This window comes from Cellulophaga algicola DSM 14237 (assembly GCF_000186265.1).
GTDB lineage: Bacteria > Bacteroidota > Bacteroidia > Flavobacteriales > Flavobacteriaceae > Cellulophaga > Cellulophaga algicola.
Genome location: NC_014934.1, coordinates 1,123,583 through 1,143,929 on the forward strand (window position 1 = coordinate 1,123,583; position 20,347 = coordinate 1,143,929).

The following is a 20,347-nucleotide window of genomic DNA, read 5'->3' on the forward strand; positions in this document are numbered from 1 at the left end:
TTTGAATTTAAATTAACTCAACTTAAATTAATTATCTATGAAGATTAAGCTATTTAAAAGCTTGCTTATTGCTGGGGCATTTCTATGCTTTGGCATGATACAAGCACAGGAGGTATCAGGGACTGTTTCTGATGCCAGCGGGCCTTTACCTGGAGCGAGTGTTTTAGTAAAAGGTACCACAAACGGTACTCAAACCGATTTTGACGGAAATTTTTCATTAAGTAACGTAGCATCTGATGCTACCTTATTGTTTAGCTACATAGGATATAAGACATCTGAAGTAGCTGTAAATGGGAAAACAACCGTGAACATAACTCTTGCCGAAGACGCAGAGGCCTTGGATGAAGTTGTTATTATTGGATATGGTACTACTACCGTTAAAGATGCTACAGGATCTGTTGCATCTGTAACGTCGGAAGATTTTAACGGCGGTGTTATTGCATCTCCCGAACAATTGATTCAAGGTAAAACTTCTGGAGTACAAATATCTCAGTCGAGCGGTGAACCCGGTGCTGGTATTGCCTTAAGAATTAGAGGTACAGGTTCTGTTCGAGGAAACAACAGTCCTCTATTCGTAATTGACGGAGTTCCTGTTTCAAATGAAAGTGTTTCTGCATCAGGTCAAGATGTTGGAGCCGGAACTAGCGGATCTAAGAACCCATTAAACTTCCTTAATCCCAACGACATTGAAAGCATGAGCATCTTAAAAGATGCCTCTGCAACTGCTATTTATGGGTCAAGAGGTGCAAATGGAGTTGTCGTTATTACTACAAAATCAGGAAAAGGTGGCGGTTCTAATGGCCAATTTACATTTTCCAGTAACTTAAGTATATCAAAAGTCGCCAATCAATATGACTTACTAACTACTGAAGAATTCATTGAAAGAGGAGGGGCTAACTTAGGCGCGTCTACTGACTGGCAAGACTTCATATTTAGAACTTCGGCTTCAACAGACAATAACTTTTCGTATTCACAAAATTATGGAAGTGGAAACGTTAGAGCTACTTTTGGTTACTCAAAACAATTCGGTATTATAGAAAATACTGATTTAGAAAGAATTACAGGAAGAATTAACGTAAATCAGAGATTCTTTAAAGACAAATTAAAAGTTGGCGTACAAACAACTATATCTAGAATAAATGATAGAGTTCCTTTCATCACTAGAACAGCAGGTAGTACTGGAGATTTATTAGCCTCAGCATATTATTCAAACCCGACACTGAATGCTGATCCAAACTATAATACAAGTCCTGATAGAAATCCTGCAAATTTACTAGCCTATTATGATGACAATACCTATACGGATAGATTTTTAGGTAATGTTTCTTTAGATTATTCAATTACCAGCGAATTGTCTGCTAAATTAAATTTAGGTCTTGACACTTCTACATCTTCAAGAGAACAAGTTGCTGGTCCTCAAACATTAGGATTAGGAAATGGCGTTGTAGGAAATGGTAGAGGGGCAGTAAGTATTTTAGATACTCAAAATAAATTACTAGAATTAACAGCTAGTTACACCAAGGAATTTGAAAATTCTAAACTAGATGCACTTGTAGGTTTTTCTTATCAAGACTTTAATAGAAATGGACAAAACTTACTAGGTCAAGGTTATGGAACATCAGACTTGAATGAAATTGCCGCAATCACCAATCAAGCTTACGAAAACACAAAAAACATTACCAGTAATTACCAAGGTTACGGTATAGGTGTTTTTGATGATAACGTTGCTGCTGGAAACCAGTTTAGAGCATTAAACTTATTCCCAAATTTAAATGAAACGACTCTTAGTGCACCTTCTACAGGAATTGACGCTTTTAGAGTTGATACATTTGACAATACTGACGAATTACAGTCGTTCTTTGGAAGACTGAACTATACGCTTTACGACAAATATCTTTTCACTGGAACTTTCAGAGCTGATGGTTCTTCAAGATTTGGTACAAATAATCAATATGGATTTTTCCCATCAGCTGCAGTTGCATGGAAACTTAATCAAGAAGATTTTATAAACGAAGAGACCTTCTCTACCTTAAAGTTAAGATTTAGCTGGGGTATTACGGGTAATCAAGACGGTCTTGGCTATGGCAACTTTGTAAATAGAACTAGATGGAATGCCCTAGGAATTTCTGCAGGAACGCAATTATCACAACCAGCTTCCTCTGAAGTAGCATTTGCTAATCCAGATCTTAAATGGGAATCTACCGCTCAATATGGCCTTGGTTTAGACTTTGGTTTTATTAATGATCGTTTAACAGGTAATATTGACGTGTATAGAAAAGAAACAACTGACATCTTATTAAATTTACCAGCGGTACAACCTGCTACTTCTCCATTTGTTTTTCAAAATGTTGACGGAACAATCTTAAATCAAGGTATCGAATTAGGACTAGATTACGATATAATAGTTGGGGATGGTTTTAATTGGAATGCAAATTTCAATATATCATACAACGACAATAAACTAACAGATTATGAAGGTCCCAATATATTTGCAGGGCAATTATATGGTCCTGGTTTAACGGATTCTTTCTCACAGGTTTTAGCTAATGACAAACCACTCTACACCTACAATGTTAGATTAGTAGATGAAAACTATCAAGTAGATGAAAACTCAACGATTTTAGATAAGTCTGGATTACCAAAAATTATTGCTGGTTTTTCCACAAGTGCATCGTATAAAAATTGGGATGCTTCCGTATTTTTTGCTGGCCAATTTGGGCACTATGTTTACAACAACACGGCTAATGCCTTATTTGCACAACCTCAGATTGGAAGCAGAAATAACCTAAAAAGTGTTTTAGATGACAACATAAACCTTTCATCTGGTAACGCTAGTACCTATTTTCTTGAAAAAGGTGACTTTGTTAGACTTCAAAATGCCTCATTATCTTACAATGTACCCTTAAGTGGCGCAGGAGTTTTTAAAAGCATGCGTTTAAGCGCTGTTGGCCAAAATCTTTTTCTAATTACCGATTATAGCGGATTAGACCCTGAAGTAAGTACTTCTAATGTATCAGCAAGTGGCTTACCTTCTGCATCTATCGATTATTTATCATACCCTAGACCAAGAACTTTTAGTTTTGGAATTAACATGACTTTTTAAAAAAAAATAAATATGAAAAAAATAATAAATTATTCATGCTTAACACTATCTCTATTACTGATAACAGCTTGTTCAGATTTAGAGATTGAGCCAACGGACTCTTTAATTAGCGAAGGTTTTGCAGGTGTTGCCAATGTAGATAGTGAAGTTTCTAACCTTCAAAATATCGTAGCCGGAGGTGATTTAGCAAATCAAGCAGGACTATATGCATTGAATGAAGTTTCAACGGATGAATACATTATTCCTACAAGAGGAACAGATTGGGGTGATAACGGTAGATGGCTTTCCATGCATAAACAAACCTGGAATGCAGAATTAACAGATATTATCAATACTTGGCAAGAACTTAACAGTATCACTATCAACGCCACTCGTATAATCAACCCCCAAAGTACAATCACTGCGGACGGCGATTTAATTGAGCAAAAAGCAGCAGCTCATTTTTACAGAGCCTGGGCAATGACGTGGATCCTTGATATGTGGAGACAAGTACCTTATAGAGATGTTGATTTACCAAATAGTGAAACACCATCTGTATTAACTGGTCAAGCAGCTATTGATAGTATTGTTGCCGATTTGAATATCGCACTTAGAGACCTCCCAACAGTTACTGCTAGTGATGATATTTCAAAAAAATCACTACCAACTAAAGCATCAGCCAATCAACTATTAGCTGCACTTTATTTAAATAAGCATATTTACTTAAATACGGCTGCAAACCCAGCCGATATGCAAGTAGTAATTGATGCCGTAGATGCTATAGCTGCTGATGGTTATACTTTAGCTGCAGCTGGAGATTTCTTTGATATCTTTAGACCAAGTAATGACGTAGAAACAATTTGGTGGTCTCCTGCCGGCACAGGGTCTAGAATTTGGCCTACATTACATTACAATCTTAACTCTCCAGATCAAGCTGATGGTGGCTGGAATGGCTTTGCAACTCTTTCAGAGTTTTATCAATTGTTCGAAGGTGATCCAGATACGAACTACCAAGGCGACGGTCAAGAAGAACGAAGAGGATGGGTACCTGATGCTACTACTGCAAATTCAGATAATTTAGGTATTGGATATGGTTTCTTAATAGGTCAACAATATGAAGAAGATGGAACAGCATTAACCGCAAGGGATAATGTTGGTGGAGTACCATTAGTCTTTACTAAAGAAGTTGAAAAGGCTGAATATACCGCTCCTTCAGATAATGCAACATTAGAAACATCTGGAACAAGAATGTTAAAATACCACCCTAATGAAGAAGGTGGCCATGATAGAAAACACATTGTAAAATATAGATTTGCCGATGCCTATTTAATGAAAGCTGAGGCAATGTTTAGAAATGGTACTGATGTAACTGCTATGATCAACACTTTAAGAATACAAAGAGGCGCAACAGCTTTAGCTACGGTAAGTGAAGCAGATTTACTTGCAGAAAGAGGACGAGAATTGTACGCAGAAGGCTTTAGAAGACCGGATTTAATTAGATTTGGTCAGTATCTTAGAGCATGGAATCTTAAAGATGCAGGAGATGCTCATTTAGAAATTTTCCCAATTCCATTATCTGATGTATTAGCTAACCCTAACTTAGTGCAGAACCCAGGGTATTAATATTTATTTTATCCATAAAATCACTAGACCGTACTTAACGTACGGTCTTTTACTTTTTAACATTTTTGCAGCTCTAAAAAATGCCTTTTTAGTTTTACGTGCCTACTTAATTAATTACCTTAGCTGATAGGGACCAATGCTAATTTTAAAAAAATAGAATTAGTAACTTATGTAATTTAAACCTCGCTTTTTGACTAGAAAAAAATTACACACTTTCTACTTTTATACAAAAATTACTACTTAAAATGATTACTAAACGTATACACCTATTGAAATCTAAAAAAATTCTTTACTTCTCCCTATTAAGTTTAGCAATCCTATCTTCTTGTAACGAAGAAAAAAAATCTGAAAAGCAAAAAGTAAGTATCGAAAATCAAATGTTTACGTTACTAGACTCCACGGCTACAGGAATCAACTTTATCAATGAAGTACAAAATCAAAAAAACTTCAACGTTTTTAAATATAGAAACTTCTACAATGGTGGTGGTGTAGCCATTGGAGATATAAATAATGATGGGCTACCAGATATCTACTTAACCTCTAATATGCATTCCAATAAATTGTATTTAAATAAAGGGAATTTAAAATTTGAAGACATTACCGATAAAGCTTTGGTTGCTGGAAATAAACCATGGTCTACAGGAGTCGTAATGGTAGATATAAACAATGATGGCTTTTTAGATATTTATGTAAGTAATGCCGGAAACATGAAAGGCAACAATCATGACAATGATTTATATATTAATAACGGTGACTTAACCTTTACCGAAAAAGCTACGCAATATAATTTAGCAAAAACAGGTTTCTCTACGCAAGCATCTTTTTTTGATTACGATAAAGATGGCGACCTTGATGCCTACATATTAAACAACAGTAATATACCTGTAAGTAGCCTTGGCTATGCCGAACAAAGAGGTGTTCGCGCTCAAGACTGGGAAGGGGTTCCTGATATTTTTAAAGGGGTTGGAGATATGCTTTTAAGAAATGATAACGGAAAATTCGTTGATGTTAGTGAAGAATCTGGGATATACGGAAGTTTAATAGGTTTTGGTCTTGGAGTTATGGTTAGTGATATCAATGGAGATTTGTATCCTGATATCTATATCTCAAATGATTTCTACGAAAGAGATTACCTCTATATTAATAATCAAGACGGAACATTTAATGAAGAAATAGAAAACTGGACTTCACACCTATCTTTATCTGCAATGGGCGTAGACATGGCCGATATAAATAATGACGGTCTTACTGATATATATATAACAGACATGTTACCAGAAGGGGACCAAAGAGTTAAATCTGTCATGGAATTTGAAGGTTACAACGTATTTAAGCTTAAGCAAAGTAAAGATTTTTATCAGCAATATATCCAAAACACGCTCCAACTCAATAATGGTAATAATACTTTTTCTGAAATCGCTTATTATAGTGGAGTAGGAAAAACAGATTGGAGTTGGGCTGGTCTATTGTTTGATATGGACAATGATGGCTTAAAAGATATCTATGTCACTAATGGGGTTAATCACGATTTAACCGATCTTGATTTCATAGATTTTTTTGCAAGTGAGATTGTTCAAAAAATGGCGTTAACAGGTAAAAAAGAATCTATAGATTCCATTATTAATAAAATGCCCATTGCACCACAATCTAATTATGCTTACCAAAATAATGGTGATCTCACCTTTAATAATGCCACTAAAAAATGGGGATTAGAAATACCTAGTTTATCCAATGGCGCGGCTTATGGTGATTTAGATAATGATGGCGATTTAGATTTAATTGTTAACAATGTAAATATGCCACTTTTTATTTACGAAAATAATACACAAAAATTATCACATAACAATTATATTAAACTAAAACTAGAAGGTTCAGAAAAAAATAGATTTGCCATTGGCGCCAGTGTTAAACTCTATCTTAACGATACAATTTTACTTCAAGAACTTATGCCTTTTAGAGGTTTTCAGTCTTCTATGGATTACACCATGACTATAGGTCTGGGGAAAACAAAAAAAATAGATTCATTACAAGTTTTATGGCCTGATGATCAGACTCAAAAGCTATTTGATGTAAAAGCTAATCAGTTTTTAACTTTAAAACACAAAGACGCAAAAGAGAAGTACATCCCAATTAAAAATACACAACAAAAAACTTTACTAACTCCAATTAATGAAGACAATCTAATTGCTCATAAGGAAAATACATATCAAGATTTTGATTACGAAGGTTTGATTTCTAAAGCAATTTCACAAGAAGGACCAGCCTTGGCGGTAGGTGATATAAACAATGATGGAAATGAAGATGTTTTCATTGGAGGCTCAAAAAACCAGTCAGGTATAATATACATTCATAAGGGCAGCGGAAAATTAACCGCAAGTAAGCAACCAGCTTTGATTGCTGATGCAAATGCCGAAGATACCGCAGCAGCCTTATTTGACGTTGACCAGGACGGAGATCTCGATTTAATGGTTGGATCTGGCGGAAATGAAGTTGATAGCGAAAATACGTATACAACAAGACTCTATTTAAACGATGGCAAAGGGACGTTTCGTAAAAGCAAAGAAAATCTTCCTTCAGCATTTAAAAATATTTCAGTAATTGCCCCTGTAGATTTTGACCAAGATGGAGATATTGATGTTTTTATAGGCTCTAGAAGTATTGTTGGAAATTATGGCATTGATCCAAATCATATATTCTTAGAAAATAATGGAAATGGCACTTTTAGCAATGCAACAGAAAAAATAGCTTATGATACTAAAAATGCAGGAATGATAACGGATGCTATCTGGGTTGATATTGACGGCGATAACAAACCAGACTTAATTACAGTATCTGATTGGGGAGTTCCTAATATTTATAAAAATAACGGGAGGAGGTTAGCTAAATTCCCTACTGATCTAGATAATCTAAAAGGGTTTTGGAATACCATAGAAACTGCAGATATTGATAATGATGGCGATTTAGATTTAATAATAGGGAATCAAGGTAGTAATGTTCCTTACAAAGCTACAAATTCAAATCCAATGAAAATGTGGATTAATGACTTTGACTCCAATGGAACTATTGAACAAATTTTCACTCAAAGTTTTAGTGGCAATGATTACCCACTACATCAGAAGAGAGAAATAATGGCACAAATAGTTTCACTAAAAAAGAAAAATCTAAAAGCATCTGAATACGCAAAAAGAACAATTTCTGAGTTGTTCCCTAAGGATGTTTTTGAAAGTTCTATATGTAAAGAGGCAACAATAATGGAATCTATTGTTGCTATAAATGATGGTACCGGACAATTTACATATAAAATTCTTCCTCCTCGAGTTCAATTTTCATGCACTTGTGGCATCACTTGTACTGATGTTAATAATGACGGAAATATAGATTTAATACTAGCCGGGAATAATTTTGAATTTAAACCGCAATACTCTAGGCAAGATGCTAGCTATGGAAATGTATTACTGGGTGATGGTTTAAATAATTTTGAATGGCAAGCTTATGCAGTAAGTGGTTTTGAAATAAAGAATGAAGTTAAACACCTCAAGTTATTCAAAGACAAAAGCGGTAAAGTTTTTCTTATAGCAGCTATTAATAATGAACAACCTAAAGTATTTAATCTAAATGAAAAATAATTTAATACTTATCATATACAGCGTTTTACTCATAAGTTGTGGGCATAACGAGGGAAGTCTTTTTAAAAATCCAACACCAGAAGAAACTAATATTCTATTTACAAATACACTTACAGAAACCGATGATGTAAATATTTTAGATTACCTCTATTTTTATAATGGTGGCGGCGTAGCAATTGGCGACATCAATAATGATGGCCTCCCTGATATTTATTTATCAGGAAATCAAGTAAAAAATAAATTGTATTTAAACAAAGGTAAGCTTGTTTTTGAAGATATTACCCAAACAGCAGGTGTTGCAGGCAACAGTTCTTGGAATACAGGAACTATTATGGGTGATGTAAATGGTGATGGTTTATTAGACATTTATGTTTGTGCAGTAGTAGGAATAAATGGTTTTAGCGGACACAATGAACTATTCCTTAACAATGGAAATAATACATTTACAGAAAGTGCTGCAGAATATGGCTTAGATTATGACTCCTACAGTTCTTCTGCTGCATTTATTGATTATGATGCTGATGGAGATCTAGACATTTACCTACTTAATCATGCCGTACATACCCAAGAATCTTTTGGTAAAGCAAATCTTAGACTAAAAAGAGATTTTCAGTCTGGCGATAAACTTCTACGTAACGACAACGGAAAGTTCATTGATGTGAGCAAAAGTGCTGGAATTTATGGTGGAGTAAATGGTTATGGACTTGGTATTTCAATAGCTGATTTTAACCAAGATGGATATCCTGACATATATATAGGAAATGATTTTCATGAAGATGACTATTACTATTTAAATAATGGTAATGGCACTTTTACTGAAAGCCTCAGAGACAATTTTGGTCACACGAGTCGTTTTACAATGGGTATGGATGCTGCAGATATCAACCATGATGGATGGTCTGACTTACTAACCTTAGATATGTTAGCAGAAGATGAGAAAGTGCTAAAATCTTCAGAAGGAGATGATGACATTCAAATACAAAAATTAAGAACTGGGTTGTATGGTTACCATTATCAATTTACTCGAAACATGCTTCAAGTAAATCAAAAAGATGCCCCATATTCAGAAACCGCCCTATTAAGTGGCATTTCTGCAACAGATTGGAGCTGGAGCGCACTTTTTGGAGATTATGATCAAGACGGAGAACAAGATGTTTTTATCTCTAACGGCATACCTAAACGCCCTAACGATTTAGATTTTATCAATTTTGCATCAAATGAACAAATCGTTCAGAAATTAAATAACACTAAACTAGTAGACAAACAAGCACTAAACATGATGCCCTCGGGAGCTGCACAAAATTATATTTTTAAAGGTCTTGGTGATTTAAAATTTAAGGATGAATCTAAAACTTGGATAGCAAATGATTCTCTTATCTCTGGCGCATCAGCTTTTGCTGATTTAGATAATGACGGTGATTTAGATATTGTTGTGAATAATATTAATACGCCCGCCCAGGTATACGTAAACCAAACCAACAGTAAAGCTAGGTATTTAAAGCTAAAATTTGAGTACAGCAAAAAAAACAACGATGGCATAGGCACAAAAGTTTTTACGTATACCAATAACATATTACAATATAAAGAACTGTATACCGCAAGGGGTTTTCAATCAAGTTCTGAACCAATTGTTCATTTTGGCTTCAATCAGACAGAAAAAATAGATTCTATAAAAATAATTTGGCCAAATAATACCTACCAAGTTTTAAAAAATGTAAAAACAAATCAGACATTAACTTTAAAACCTGAAAACACCAAGACCTTTGATTATAACGAATTAAAAACTAGCTCAAAAAAACTATTTAATAAAGCTGAAGGAAATTTAGGTATTAATTTTACTCATAAAGAAGATAATTATATAGACTTCAACAGACAGAAACTAATGCCGTATCAAATTTCTGACAATGGCCCAGCATTAGCGATAGGTGATATTAATAATGATGGCAAAGAAGATATTTTTTTTGGAGGTTCAAAACTTATACCTTCTCAAATTTATATTCAAAACGATCGTGGTTTTGTTCGCACCAAGTACCCCTCAATCTTCAATGATTCTATCAAAGAAGATATAGCTACTGTTATTGCTGACTTTAATGGTGATAAAAAAAATGATTTATTTATTGCGACTGGTGGTGGCGATTTCTATAATAAAATGGCACCACTTAATGATAGCTATTATGTTGCAAAAGATTCTGTTTTTGAACTAAAAAATATTGTTGAGGACTTTGAAAATGCTTCAATTGTAAAACCATTTGATTATGACAATGATGGCGATTTGGATCTATTTATTGGAAACTACGCGACTTCTAATGATTTTGGAAAAATTCCATCATCATATTTACTTAATAACAATAAGGGGAACTTTATTAAAGTAAAAAACAAAGCATTAGAACAAACTGGCATGATTACAGATGCCATTTGGGATGATTTTGATAATGATGGCATTAAAGACTTAATAATTGTGGGAGAATGGATGTCTCCATTATTTTTTAAAAATGACAAAGGCAATCTTATTAAAACAGACGTAAACTTAAGAAATAGCAATGGGCTATGGCAAACAATTATCCCTTTCGATATTGATAATGATGGAGATAAAGATTATTTAATTGGCAACTGGGGAACAAACACTAAATTTATAGCCTCAGAAAAATATCCATTAAAAATGTACTATTCAGATTTTGACAAGAACGGAAGTACTGAAACGATAGTCGCTATTGAAAAAAATAATGCTTATTATCCTTTAGAAAATGCTGTTGAACTGACTAGTCAACTGGTAAGTTTAAAAAAGAAATTTCCTACGTACAAAAGTTTAGCAGGAAAAACAGTAGACCAGATATTTGGGACTGATATAATTAAAAAAGCTACACTTTTCTCAGTACAAGAGCTGCGGTCAGGATATTTAAAAAATGATAATAATAAATTCACTTTTGTTGCTTTTGAAAATAAAATGCAAACGGCACCAATTACAGCATTTGTTAATTTTGATTTTGACAAAGACGGGAGAGATGAAATTTTAGCAGGTGGTAATTATTTTGGCGTTAAACCATTTCAAGGGAGGTTTGACTCATTTTCAGGAGCACTTATAAAAAATATAAATAACATTAAACTAGGTAATGAAATTGGATTAGACTTTTCTTTAAAGTCAGTAAGACACTTAAATATTATTTATATCAACAAAAAACCTTTTTTGTTGGCAACGATAAACAATGACAAAATTCAAGTTTATAACTTATTAGATTAAAATATGAAAACAAAACTAAAAGCTATAGCCCTCTTTGCACTTTTAATTAGTTCATGCAAAGAAAAAAATGAACCCATTATAGTAACAACAGATGAATATCATGCATCAGTAGATAAAATTACTAACATCATGATTCATGATATATTTTCTCCTCCTGTTGCGAGTAGAATATTTGCGTATCCGAATATTGCTGCTTATGAAATAGTAGCACAAAACAATAGTGACTACGCTACATTAGTTGGACAAATTAAAGACTTAACGAGCATACCAACACCAGATAAAGATATTCAAATTAACTACCAAGTATCTGCATTAATAGCACATATGGATCTAAGTAGAAAGCTAATATTTTCAGAGGATAAAATGGAAGTTCTTAGAGATAGCTTATATAAGGTTTGGGAAACAAAAAATAGGCTAACATTTAACAATTCTAAAGCCTACGGTCTTAAAGTTGCAGAACATATTGCAAAATGGATGGATAAAGACAATTACAAGCAAACCCGTACCATGCCAAAATTTACAGTAGATACTGATGATCAATCCAGATGGCAACCAACCCCTCCTTCCTATATGGATGGTATTGAACCACATTGGAGTAAAATAAGACCTTTTGCTCTAGATTCTGCCTCACAATTTAAACCAGTACCTCCACCTCCATTTTCTATGGACAAAAATTCAAAGTTTTACAAAGAGTTAATTGAAGTCTACAATGTGAGTAACGAAATGGAAAAAAAGGGAGATACTTGTGAAGAAATAGCCATAGCGCAATTTTGGGACTGCAACCCATACGTATCTGTTACTCAAGGACATCTTATGTTTGCGAAAAAGAAAATAACGCCCGGAGCACATTGGATTGGCATTACCAAAATAGCAAGTAAAAAGACTAATGCTGATTTTGATAAAACTATTTTTGCTCATACTAAAACATCTATTGCTATGTATGATGCTTTTATAAGTTGTTGGGATGAAAAATATAGAAGCAATTTAATTAGACCTGAAACTCTAATCAATCAATATATTGACGAAAACTGGAAACCCGTTTTACAAACACCTCCATTTCCTGAATACACTAGTGGCCATAGCGTTGTCTCTGGAGCAGCTGCCACAACACTTACGAGTATTTTTGGTGAAAATTTTGATTTCGAAGACGATAGTGAAATTAATTTTGGATTACCAGTTAGGCACTTTAAATCTTTCTTACAAGCTGCAGATGAAGCAGCCATAAGCAGAATGTATGGGGGTATACATTACCGTTCTGCAGTAGAAGTAGGCATAAATCAAGGTAGAGATCTTGGAGGTTTTGTTAATAAAAAGCTAACAATGCTTGCTAAATAGGACATTTCACACTGGTTATCAATATGAAAAAAAAAATTATTTCAATACTATCAATTATTAGTATTGGCGGATTAATCTGGTATTTATTCATTAAACCGTATGATTATTTAGTCCGTTTTAAAACGAACACAAATGTTGGAGTAATTAATCAAGCCTTAAAAGCTTGGTCCAACTCGTATACTGATTCTAAAATTCAATTTTCAGATAATTTAAATATGCTAAGTCAGCAAATAGATTTGGGTGAAGACACATACACCTACGAATGGGTTATAGAGCCAACTACAGACTCTACGTCATTTGTAAAAGCGTATGCTACAGATACTAAAAACAGCCTTATAAACAAGCTAAAAATTCCTTTTACAGAAACAACTATTGAAAAAAAAGTAAAAGAAAATATTTCTGAATTTAACACCTATTTAATTGAACATCTTAAGAACTTTAAAGTTGGAACTGTAGTACAAGAGAAATTACCATCTAAATATGTGGCTTACGTAAGCATTAAAACCACACAAAATAAAAAAGTTGGTGGTATGATGAAAAACCATCCTTATCTCGACAATATTATGGCTACTAATAAAATAAAACCAGATGGTCTTCCTTTTATAGAGGTTACCTATTGGAATACAAAAAATGATAGCATTTATTATGACTTTTGTTATCCAATCATAAAAGAAGACAGCTTACCTTATTTTAAAGACATTAAATACAGAAGATTTGAAGGAGGTAATATGCTTAAAACAGAATACAACGGCAACTACATTACATCAGACAGAGCATGGTACAAACTAATGAATACCGCTAAATCCAAAAATATATCGGTTAAGAAATTACCGATTGAAGTTTTTTATACGAATCCTAATTTTGGAGGTAATGAACTAGAATGGAAAGCTGAAATTTTTATGCCCATAATTATTAAATAAAAAAAGGAACTCTTTTCAGAGTTCCTTTTTTTATTTAATAATTTATCTTAAGACCTACTTTGCAAAGTAGACATAAATAGCAATAACAATAACACAAATAGCAATACCTATTTGATTTACATATTTATACGGTGTAATAGATACCTGATTGGTATACTCTAAAACAAATGGTTCTTTTCTTGGATAGAAATATCCAATAACCAACATAATAGCTATATTCAATACAAATAAAATTGCCAAGTTATGTAAGAAATGAGGATATGCACCAGCCTCTATTAACCTAAGTGCATTTACATCCGTAACACCTGCTAATTCCGCTTTCTCTAATGCAGCTTTTACCATGCTTGGCCCAACAACAAACTCACTAATAATGTATAATATGGAACCGGATATAATACCGATCTTTGCTGCAATTGCAGGCACCCTTTTTGTAAAATAACCCACAACAATAATGGTAAAAATTGGAATACTATAAATTCCGTTTATTTTCTGTAAATAATTAAATAAACTATCGGCATTAGCAATTAAAGGAGCTATAAACATTGCCGCTAAAGCCAAACAAACTCCAAATATTTTTCCATATTTTACAACAATATTTTCTGGAGCCTCTGGATTAATGTGTTGCTTATAAATATCAATTCCGAAAAGTGTTACAGAACTGTTTAAAACACTATTAAAAGAGCTTAAAATAGCCCCGAAGAGTACTGCTGCAAAGAAACCTACTAAAGGTTTTGGCAGTACTGCCCGTACTAATTCAGGATATGCCATATCACTAGATGCTAGTCCATTATCAAAATAATGGTAGGCTATCATTCCTGGTAAGACTAAAATTAACGGACCTAATATTTTTAAAAATGAAGCTAAAAGTAATCCTTTCTGTCCTTCTGCAAGATTCTTGGCACCTAATGCTCTTTGAATAATTTGTTGGTTGGTTCCCCAATAAAATAATTGCACCAACATCATCCCTGTGAAAATCGTTGAAAAAGGAACCTCTTGACCAGGGTTTCCTGTAGAATCAAACCGCGCTGGATCTGAAGTTATTAAAATATCTAATCCTCCTAAAACACTACCATCACCGATAGCCATTAATCCAAATATAGGAATCAGCATTCCTCCTATCAATAAACCAATTGCATTTATAGAATCTGAAACCACAACAGCTTTTAACCCTCCAAATACAGCATATATAGAACCTATAATTCCTATACCCCAAATACACAGTACAAGAGCCGTTTTATCAGAAACATCTAATAGGGTAGGAATATCAAACATACCACTTATCGCTACAGAGCCAGAATAGAGTATAACTGGTAATAGAACTACAACGTAACCCGTTAAAAATAAGGCTGAAGTTATTGTTTTTGTGGTAGTATCAAATCGTTTTGCTAAAAACCCTGGTATCGTGGTTAATCCTCCTTTTAAATATCTAGGTAATAAAAAGATTGCAGTTACGACGATGGCTATCGCAGCTAAAGTTTCCCATGCCATAACAGATAATCCGTCTTTATAAGCACTACCATTTAACCCTACAATTTGCTCTGTAGATAAATTAGTTAACAATAAAGAACCTGCAATTACTCCTGCCGTTAAGCTCCTTCCTCCTAAAAAATAACCATCTGATGAAGATTCGTCTGTCTTCCGCGTAGCAAAGTAAGAAATGATAGCCACAAGAGCTGTAAATCCTACAAATGAAATAATTCCTAACATTTTTTATTTAGTTTGATTATAATTTATAAATATATTGGAATAATTACACATAATTTAATTTACACGCCTATAATTATTAGTATAGTAGAATCATTTATCATATTCATACAACTACAACGTTTTCTTTAATCAAAAATTCATTTTAACAGGAATTTCACCATTTTAAAAAAGCTATTTCGTTGCTTTGTAAAATCTAAATGAAAAATTTTTTAAATCGAAAAAATGAAACTTTTATCGTTTATATCTATTGCTGTTTTTTTAACAGGTTGTTCCAACTACGGACAGCTAACCTTTGTTACCAAACTACCTAAAGCCGTAAAAGAAAATTCTGGAATTGCTTATTACGGGAATGAAAAGGCTTGGTTTGTAGAAGATCATGGTAATGATGATGTACTATATCAAATTGGTTTTAATGGCAAAATTTTAAAAGAGCTCCGAGTTAAAAATGCTAAAAACCATGATTGGGAAGATTTAACTCAGGATAAAAAAGGAAATCTTTATATTGGTGATATTGGTAACAATGCTAACGAACGAAAAAATTTAGTTGTTTACAAAGTTCCAAACCCAGAAATAGAGCCTGGAAATAAAATTGATGCACAGCAAATAGAATTTTATTATCCTGAGCAAAAAGAATTTCCTCCAAAAAAAGATAATTTAATTTATGATGCTGAAGCCTTGTTTCATTTTAATAATGCACTTTATATCATCACAAAAAACAGATCAGAACCTTTTACTGGAAAAACGTTTATTTATAAAATCCCAGATACTCCTGGAAAATACGCTGCAGAATTAGTGGGTGAATTTACTCCTTGTGAAACTGCTCGAGTATGTCAAGTTACCTCTGCTACTATTTCTCCAGACGGGAAAAAACTAGTGATCTTAGGGTATGGCTTTTTATGGATTTATTCTGATTTTAAAGGTGATGATTTTATTAATGGTAGGTTAAAAACTATTGATTTAGGTGCAACAACGCAAATAGAATCTGTTTGTTTTAAAGACGACAACACCCTTTTAGTCTCTGATGAAGAGCGCGCTAAAACGGGTCAAAATCTATATTCATATACCTTAAAATAAAACAGCTCAAGCCCTATATAAGTTAGAATCCAAAGCCTAGCCCAAAAGTAAATCTTGCACCATCTGTACTATTAAAAATAGCTACATTAACAGATATGATATCTGCAGCATTCAAGAAAAAACCACCCCCATATGAGGTATGCCAAGTATTTGAATCTATTGTAGGAATCCAAACTTTACCATAATCAAACCCTCCATAAATTCCCATGGCTGTAGGTAAAATATTGGTTCTTTTTTTTCGCAAGCTAAACCTTAGATCTGTATTTTGATAATAGGAAGATTTTCCGGTAAACCGTTGATTTCTAAATCCACGTAACCCATCTACCCCTCCAATACTAGCCCCTTGGTAAAATTCATAATCATTACCAACAATAAAGTGACCTTTCCATTTAGTAGCTAAGACTAATCTCCCATTTGATATTAATTTGTAATCAAAAGACAAACTTGGCACTACGTAAGCAAACCCATTATCGGCGTCATTTAAATCTGTTTTATACCCTAATTTAAGCGCTGTGGCCATCCCTAAGGTTGGAAATGCTTGGTTATCCTTATTTTCATATGTATATTCTGCTTCCGCACCAATAAAACTATTTCTAGTTTCTTCACCATTGGCCTGGTAAAATTCATTTACAAACCTATCTGCTGTTTCTTCTACCTCGATAGATTCAATATTAAATCCTGCTTTAAACTTTGCTCCTAATCTACCCCTCCAAACTAAAGAGGGAGCAAATTTTACAGTTTCAATACGCACTCTATTATAGTCCATACTAAAATCATCATCAAAGTTTTCCGTGTCATTCCCAAATCCAAAAAAGTTAATTGAAAAATTTGGACTCGTAAATCGTGCTGCAAGTTCTAAATTCCAGTTTTCAAAAATATGTGCAAATTCCCCGGTATAGGCAACATCATAACCACTCGTTGCAAAATAATATGATGCTGCAAGTTCATGTTTCTGTGTAAACGGATTTTGTCTAAACCCGTTATATGTATAGGTATTCTGGAACCCTATCTTAACACCATCATCCGGATTAAAACCTAAAGTGGGTATAATCTGGTTTGTACTGGTCCTTATTTTTAAGGGCTGATAGGTATTCACCGTATAATCATCCATCAGCTTTACCTTAACGCCTTTTACATTTTTAAATGTATTCTCCTTGCTCTTATAATCGTAAATACTAATATTACGTGGTGTCTCTACATCGTATATATCATTATTCTGACCTCCAATTAGTCTTACTTTAATTGCATTATTCTTAACTCCTTTTACCTCAAATAAATCATCATCATCTAAACCATACACCCAAATTTCTTTAGTGGTTTTTTTATTGAAAGTCTTCTCGAAAAACAGCTTCTTCTTTTTATCGCCTATATTTCTGTACGCTTTAATTTCTGTTTCATTTTCATTTATTCTATTAATTACAAACCAATCATCCTTATCTGTTCCTGTAACTACTGCAAATTTATTTAGGATGGAAAAATACGTTTCTGCGGTTTCTGTTATTGAAGCTAAACGGGATAACAAAGTACTTTTAATTTCAGCAACTTTCTCATCTCTTATTTCTTCAGGAAAAGCTAAAAGTGCTTCATCTATAACTGCTGGAGTAATATGTTTCTTAAGGTAATTAGCTTGTTCTATCCATTCACTTTCCGTAGTCTCTGGTAACAAAGCCATGTCCAAGACATAGGTTTTAGGAGATGAATTAAAGCCTTTTACACTTCTAATTTTATCATTAAAACCTTCCATTAATCGCAAACCAGGTATTATACGCGTTGCAATATTCATTAATATACCATCTCCCATTTCTGAGAATACTTGATCCCGATCTCTTGGCACTGGTCTGTATACTACTTTTTTGGTATCTTTATCTTTAAATTCTGCCCAACGCCATTGATCTGTGTGCCTATCCCAATCTCCAATAGCCATATCAAACAAACGTGCTCTAATATAAAGCTTAGTATCTACACTATACTTCTCATCATCTCGTAAATCTTCAAGCATAGAATCTGTACTTTTCAATTCATCACTATATCCAAAACTTTTTAAATCTCCGTGTCCGTCTCCCGCATGCTCTTCAATCATATACAACTCATCTCCAAAGGTATCGTTGTATTCTTTTAAGGCAGATTGCTTTGGCACATAATAAAGTACAGGGTTTGTATGGTATAAATCTACCGCATCTGATAAGGTTGCTACTGCAAAAGGAGCAAAAGGATGTGCGCCTGTATAAAAATCTTCTAATAATTTTTCAGTATAGGTATCTTTTAAATCATCTGCAATATACTGGTCTTGGAATGCCATGGATTGAAGGTATAATTCTGCACTTTTACGAATAGCACGCATTACATATTCTTTACCATTCTTATCTCGTAATCGTAATGATTTAGATTGATGACCCCCACCTTTTTTAACAGGTTCTAGACCGCCAAATAAGGTATCTATCCTTACCGTTGGGGCAGAAATTTTAGTACCATAATACTTTCGGTATTTTTTTCCCCATATTTTTTCGTGCAATTTAGATTTATCTACTTCTTCCGCACTATAAATTGAAGAGCTTACGGTAGCAGGAAAGTTTTCATCATAGATTGTATCATCTAAAAATCTATCTCTTTTCAATACTTCAGTACCAAAAAGAAAATTTTCAGATAAATCATCATCCAAGCCATAGAAACGAACCTTTGAGGAACCATCTTTATAAACCTCTAATACAGCATACCCCATTTGTCCAGTTGAAAACTCACTACCATTCAGCAATTTTGTATGTCCCTTTTTTGATCCAGAGCCGCTTACAATCTGTGGTGTATTTTTCTCAACAATATATTGCAGGGTATGTTCATGACCAGATGCAAAAATTACTTTATCAGAGAACTGAGCTAATGTGGTAATTCTATTACGCAGTTCCCGATACATTTTATTGTTATTATCTTCAATAGAAGGTCCCGCTGTTTTCCTAAGCACATTTGCCACGGTACCAAGCACGGGTAAAGGAATATTTTTGTTTGATGGGTACAGTTGTTGTTTTAACGTGGTTTGGCCACCGTGAGAACCATAGGTAAACATAGGATGATGCAGCGCAATTATAGTAGTACGCTCGCGATTGTCTTTGATAACATCCTCTACTTCTAACAAAAATTTGTCTCTACTCTTAATATCGCACTTATCATTAATATCTGGCCGTTTATCCCAATTTGTCAAGTACCACTCTGTATCTATCACTACAACCACGACATCATCATTAATCTCAATAGTTTCAATAGGACAGCCGTTTTCCGGAAAAAAGACATCATCACTAGCTAATTTTTCTTGAATATATTTCTGTTCTCTTTTTAGCCCTACTAGTCCCTCTGTATACCAATCATGATTCCCTGGAATAAAATATTTATTTCCCTTAAAATTAGCTAAGGTTGAAATCTGAGCATCTAAATGGCTAGCAGCAGTTCTAAAAGCCGAGGTAGAATCTACCGGATCAGGCAAACCAGCTGGATAAATATTATCACCAAGAAAAATGGCAGTACTATTTTTATCTGCTTTAGTTAATCTTTCTTTAAAAACCTTTAATGCAGGATTCATACCTCCAATAGGAGACAAACCCGCATCGCCAATCAAATAAAAAGTATGCGAAACTTCTTTTGTAGTGGCTGTATCTTGATTGTCGTCTATATTTTTATACTTAGCATGATAAGTAGCACATCCTGAAAAAAACAAAAGAATTACGATAAGAGTAAAATGTTTATGCATAGCAGC

The 20,347-nt window shown here is 33.7% G+C and carries 9 protein-coding genes; 7 read left to right on the forward strand and 2 right to left on the reverse strand.

Annotated features, from left to right (window positions below; genetic code table 11):
* Positions 1-37 precede the first annotated feature (37 nt).
* The 6 genes from CELAL_RS04850 (at position 38) to CELAL_RS04875 (ending at position 13,824) form a co-directional block, all read left to right on the forward strand.
* The gene (locus CELAL_RS04850) at positions 38-3,103 is read left to right on the forward strand and encodes a SusC/RagA family TonB-linked outer membrane protein (RefSeq protein ID WP_013549793.1); all 3,066 of its coding nucleotides are present in this window, start codon (positions 38-40) and stop codon (positions 3,101-3,103) included.
* Positions 3,104-3,115: 12 nt separating this feature from the next.
* Positions 3,116-4,705: a RagB/SusD family nutrient uptake outer membrane protein gene (locus CELAL_RS04855; RefSeq protein WP_013549794.1), complete on the forward strand. Its 1,590-nt coding sequence runs from the start codon at positions 3,116-3,118 to the stop codon at positions 4,703-4,705.
* 245 nt (positions 4,706-4,950) lie between these two features.
* Positions 4,951-8,331 (forward strand): VCBS repeat-containing protein, encoded by a 3,381-nt coding sequence (locus CELAL_RS04860; protein ID WP_013549795.1) that lies wholly within the window; start codon positions 4,951-4,953, stop codon positions 8,329-8,331.
* Positions 8,321-11,569 (forward strand): VCBS repeat-containing protein, encoded by a 3,249-nt coding sequence (locus CELAL_RS04865; RefSeq protein WP_013549796.1) that lies wholly within the window; start codon positions 8,321-8,323, stop codon positions 11,567-11,569. The genes CELAL_RS04860 and CELAL_RS04865 overlap by 11 nt, the downstream gene beginning before the upstream one ends.
* 3 nt (positions 11,570-11,572) lie before the next feature.
* Positions 11,573-12,904 (forward strand): vanadium-dependent haloperoxidase, encoded by a 1,332-nt coding sequence (locus CELAL_RS04870; RefSeq protein WP_013549797.1) that lies wholly within the window; start codon positions 11,573-11,575, stop codon positions 12,902-12,904.
* A 23-nt stretch (positions 12,905-12,927) separates the two neighbouring features.
* On the forward strand, positions 12,928-13,824 hold the full coding sequence (locus CELAL_RS04875; RefSeq protein WP_013549798.1) for a GyrI-like domain-containing protein: 897 nt from the start codon (positions 12,928-12,930) through the stop codon (positions 13,822-13,824).
* A gap of 54 nt (positions 13,825-13,878) precedes the next feature.
* Here CELAL_RS04875 and CELAL_RS04880 read toward each other — a convergent pair whose 3' ends face one another.
* On the reverse strand, positions 13,879-15,531 hold the full coding sequence (locus CELAL_RS04880; protein WP_013549799.1) for a solute:sodium symporter family transporter: 1,653 nt from the start codon (positions 15,529-15,531) through the stop codon (positions 13,879-13,881).
* 222 nt (positions 15,532-15,753) lie between these two features.
* Here CELAL_RS04880 and CELAL_RS04885 point away from each other — a divergent pair, with 222 nt between their 5' ends.
* Positions 15,754-16,605: a hypothetical protein gene (locus CELAL_RS04885; protein WP_013549800.1), complete on the forward strand. Its 852-nt coding sequence runs from the start codon at positions 15,754-15,756 to the stop codon at positions 16,603-16,605.
* 22 nt (positions 16,606-16,627) lie between these two features.
* Here CELAL_RS04885 and CELAL_RS04890 read toward each other — a convergent pair whose 3' ends face one another.
* The gene (locus CELAL_RS04890; RefSeq protein ID WP_041557957.1) at positions 16,628-20,341 is read right to left on the reverse strand and encodes a metallophosphoesterase; all 3,714 of its coding nucleotides are present in this window, start codon (positions 20,339-20,341) and stop codon (positions 16,628-16,630) included.
* Positions 20,342-20,347: the final 6 nt, after the last annotated feature.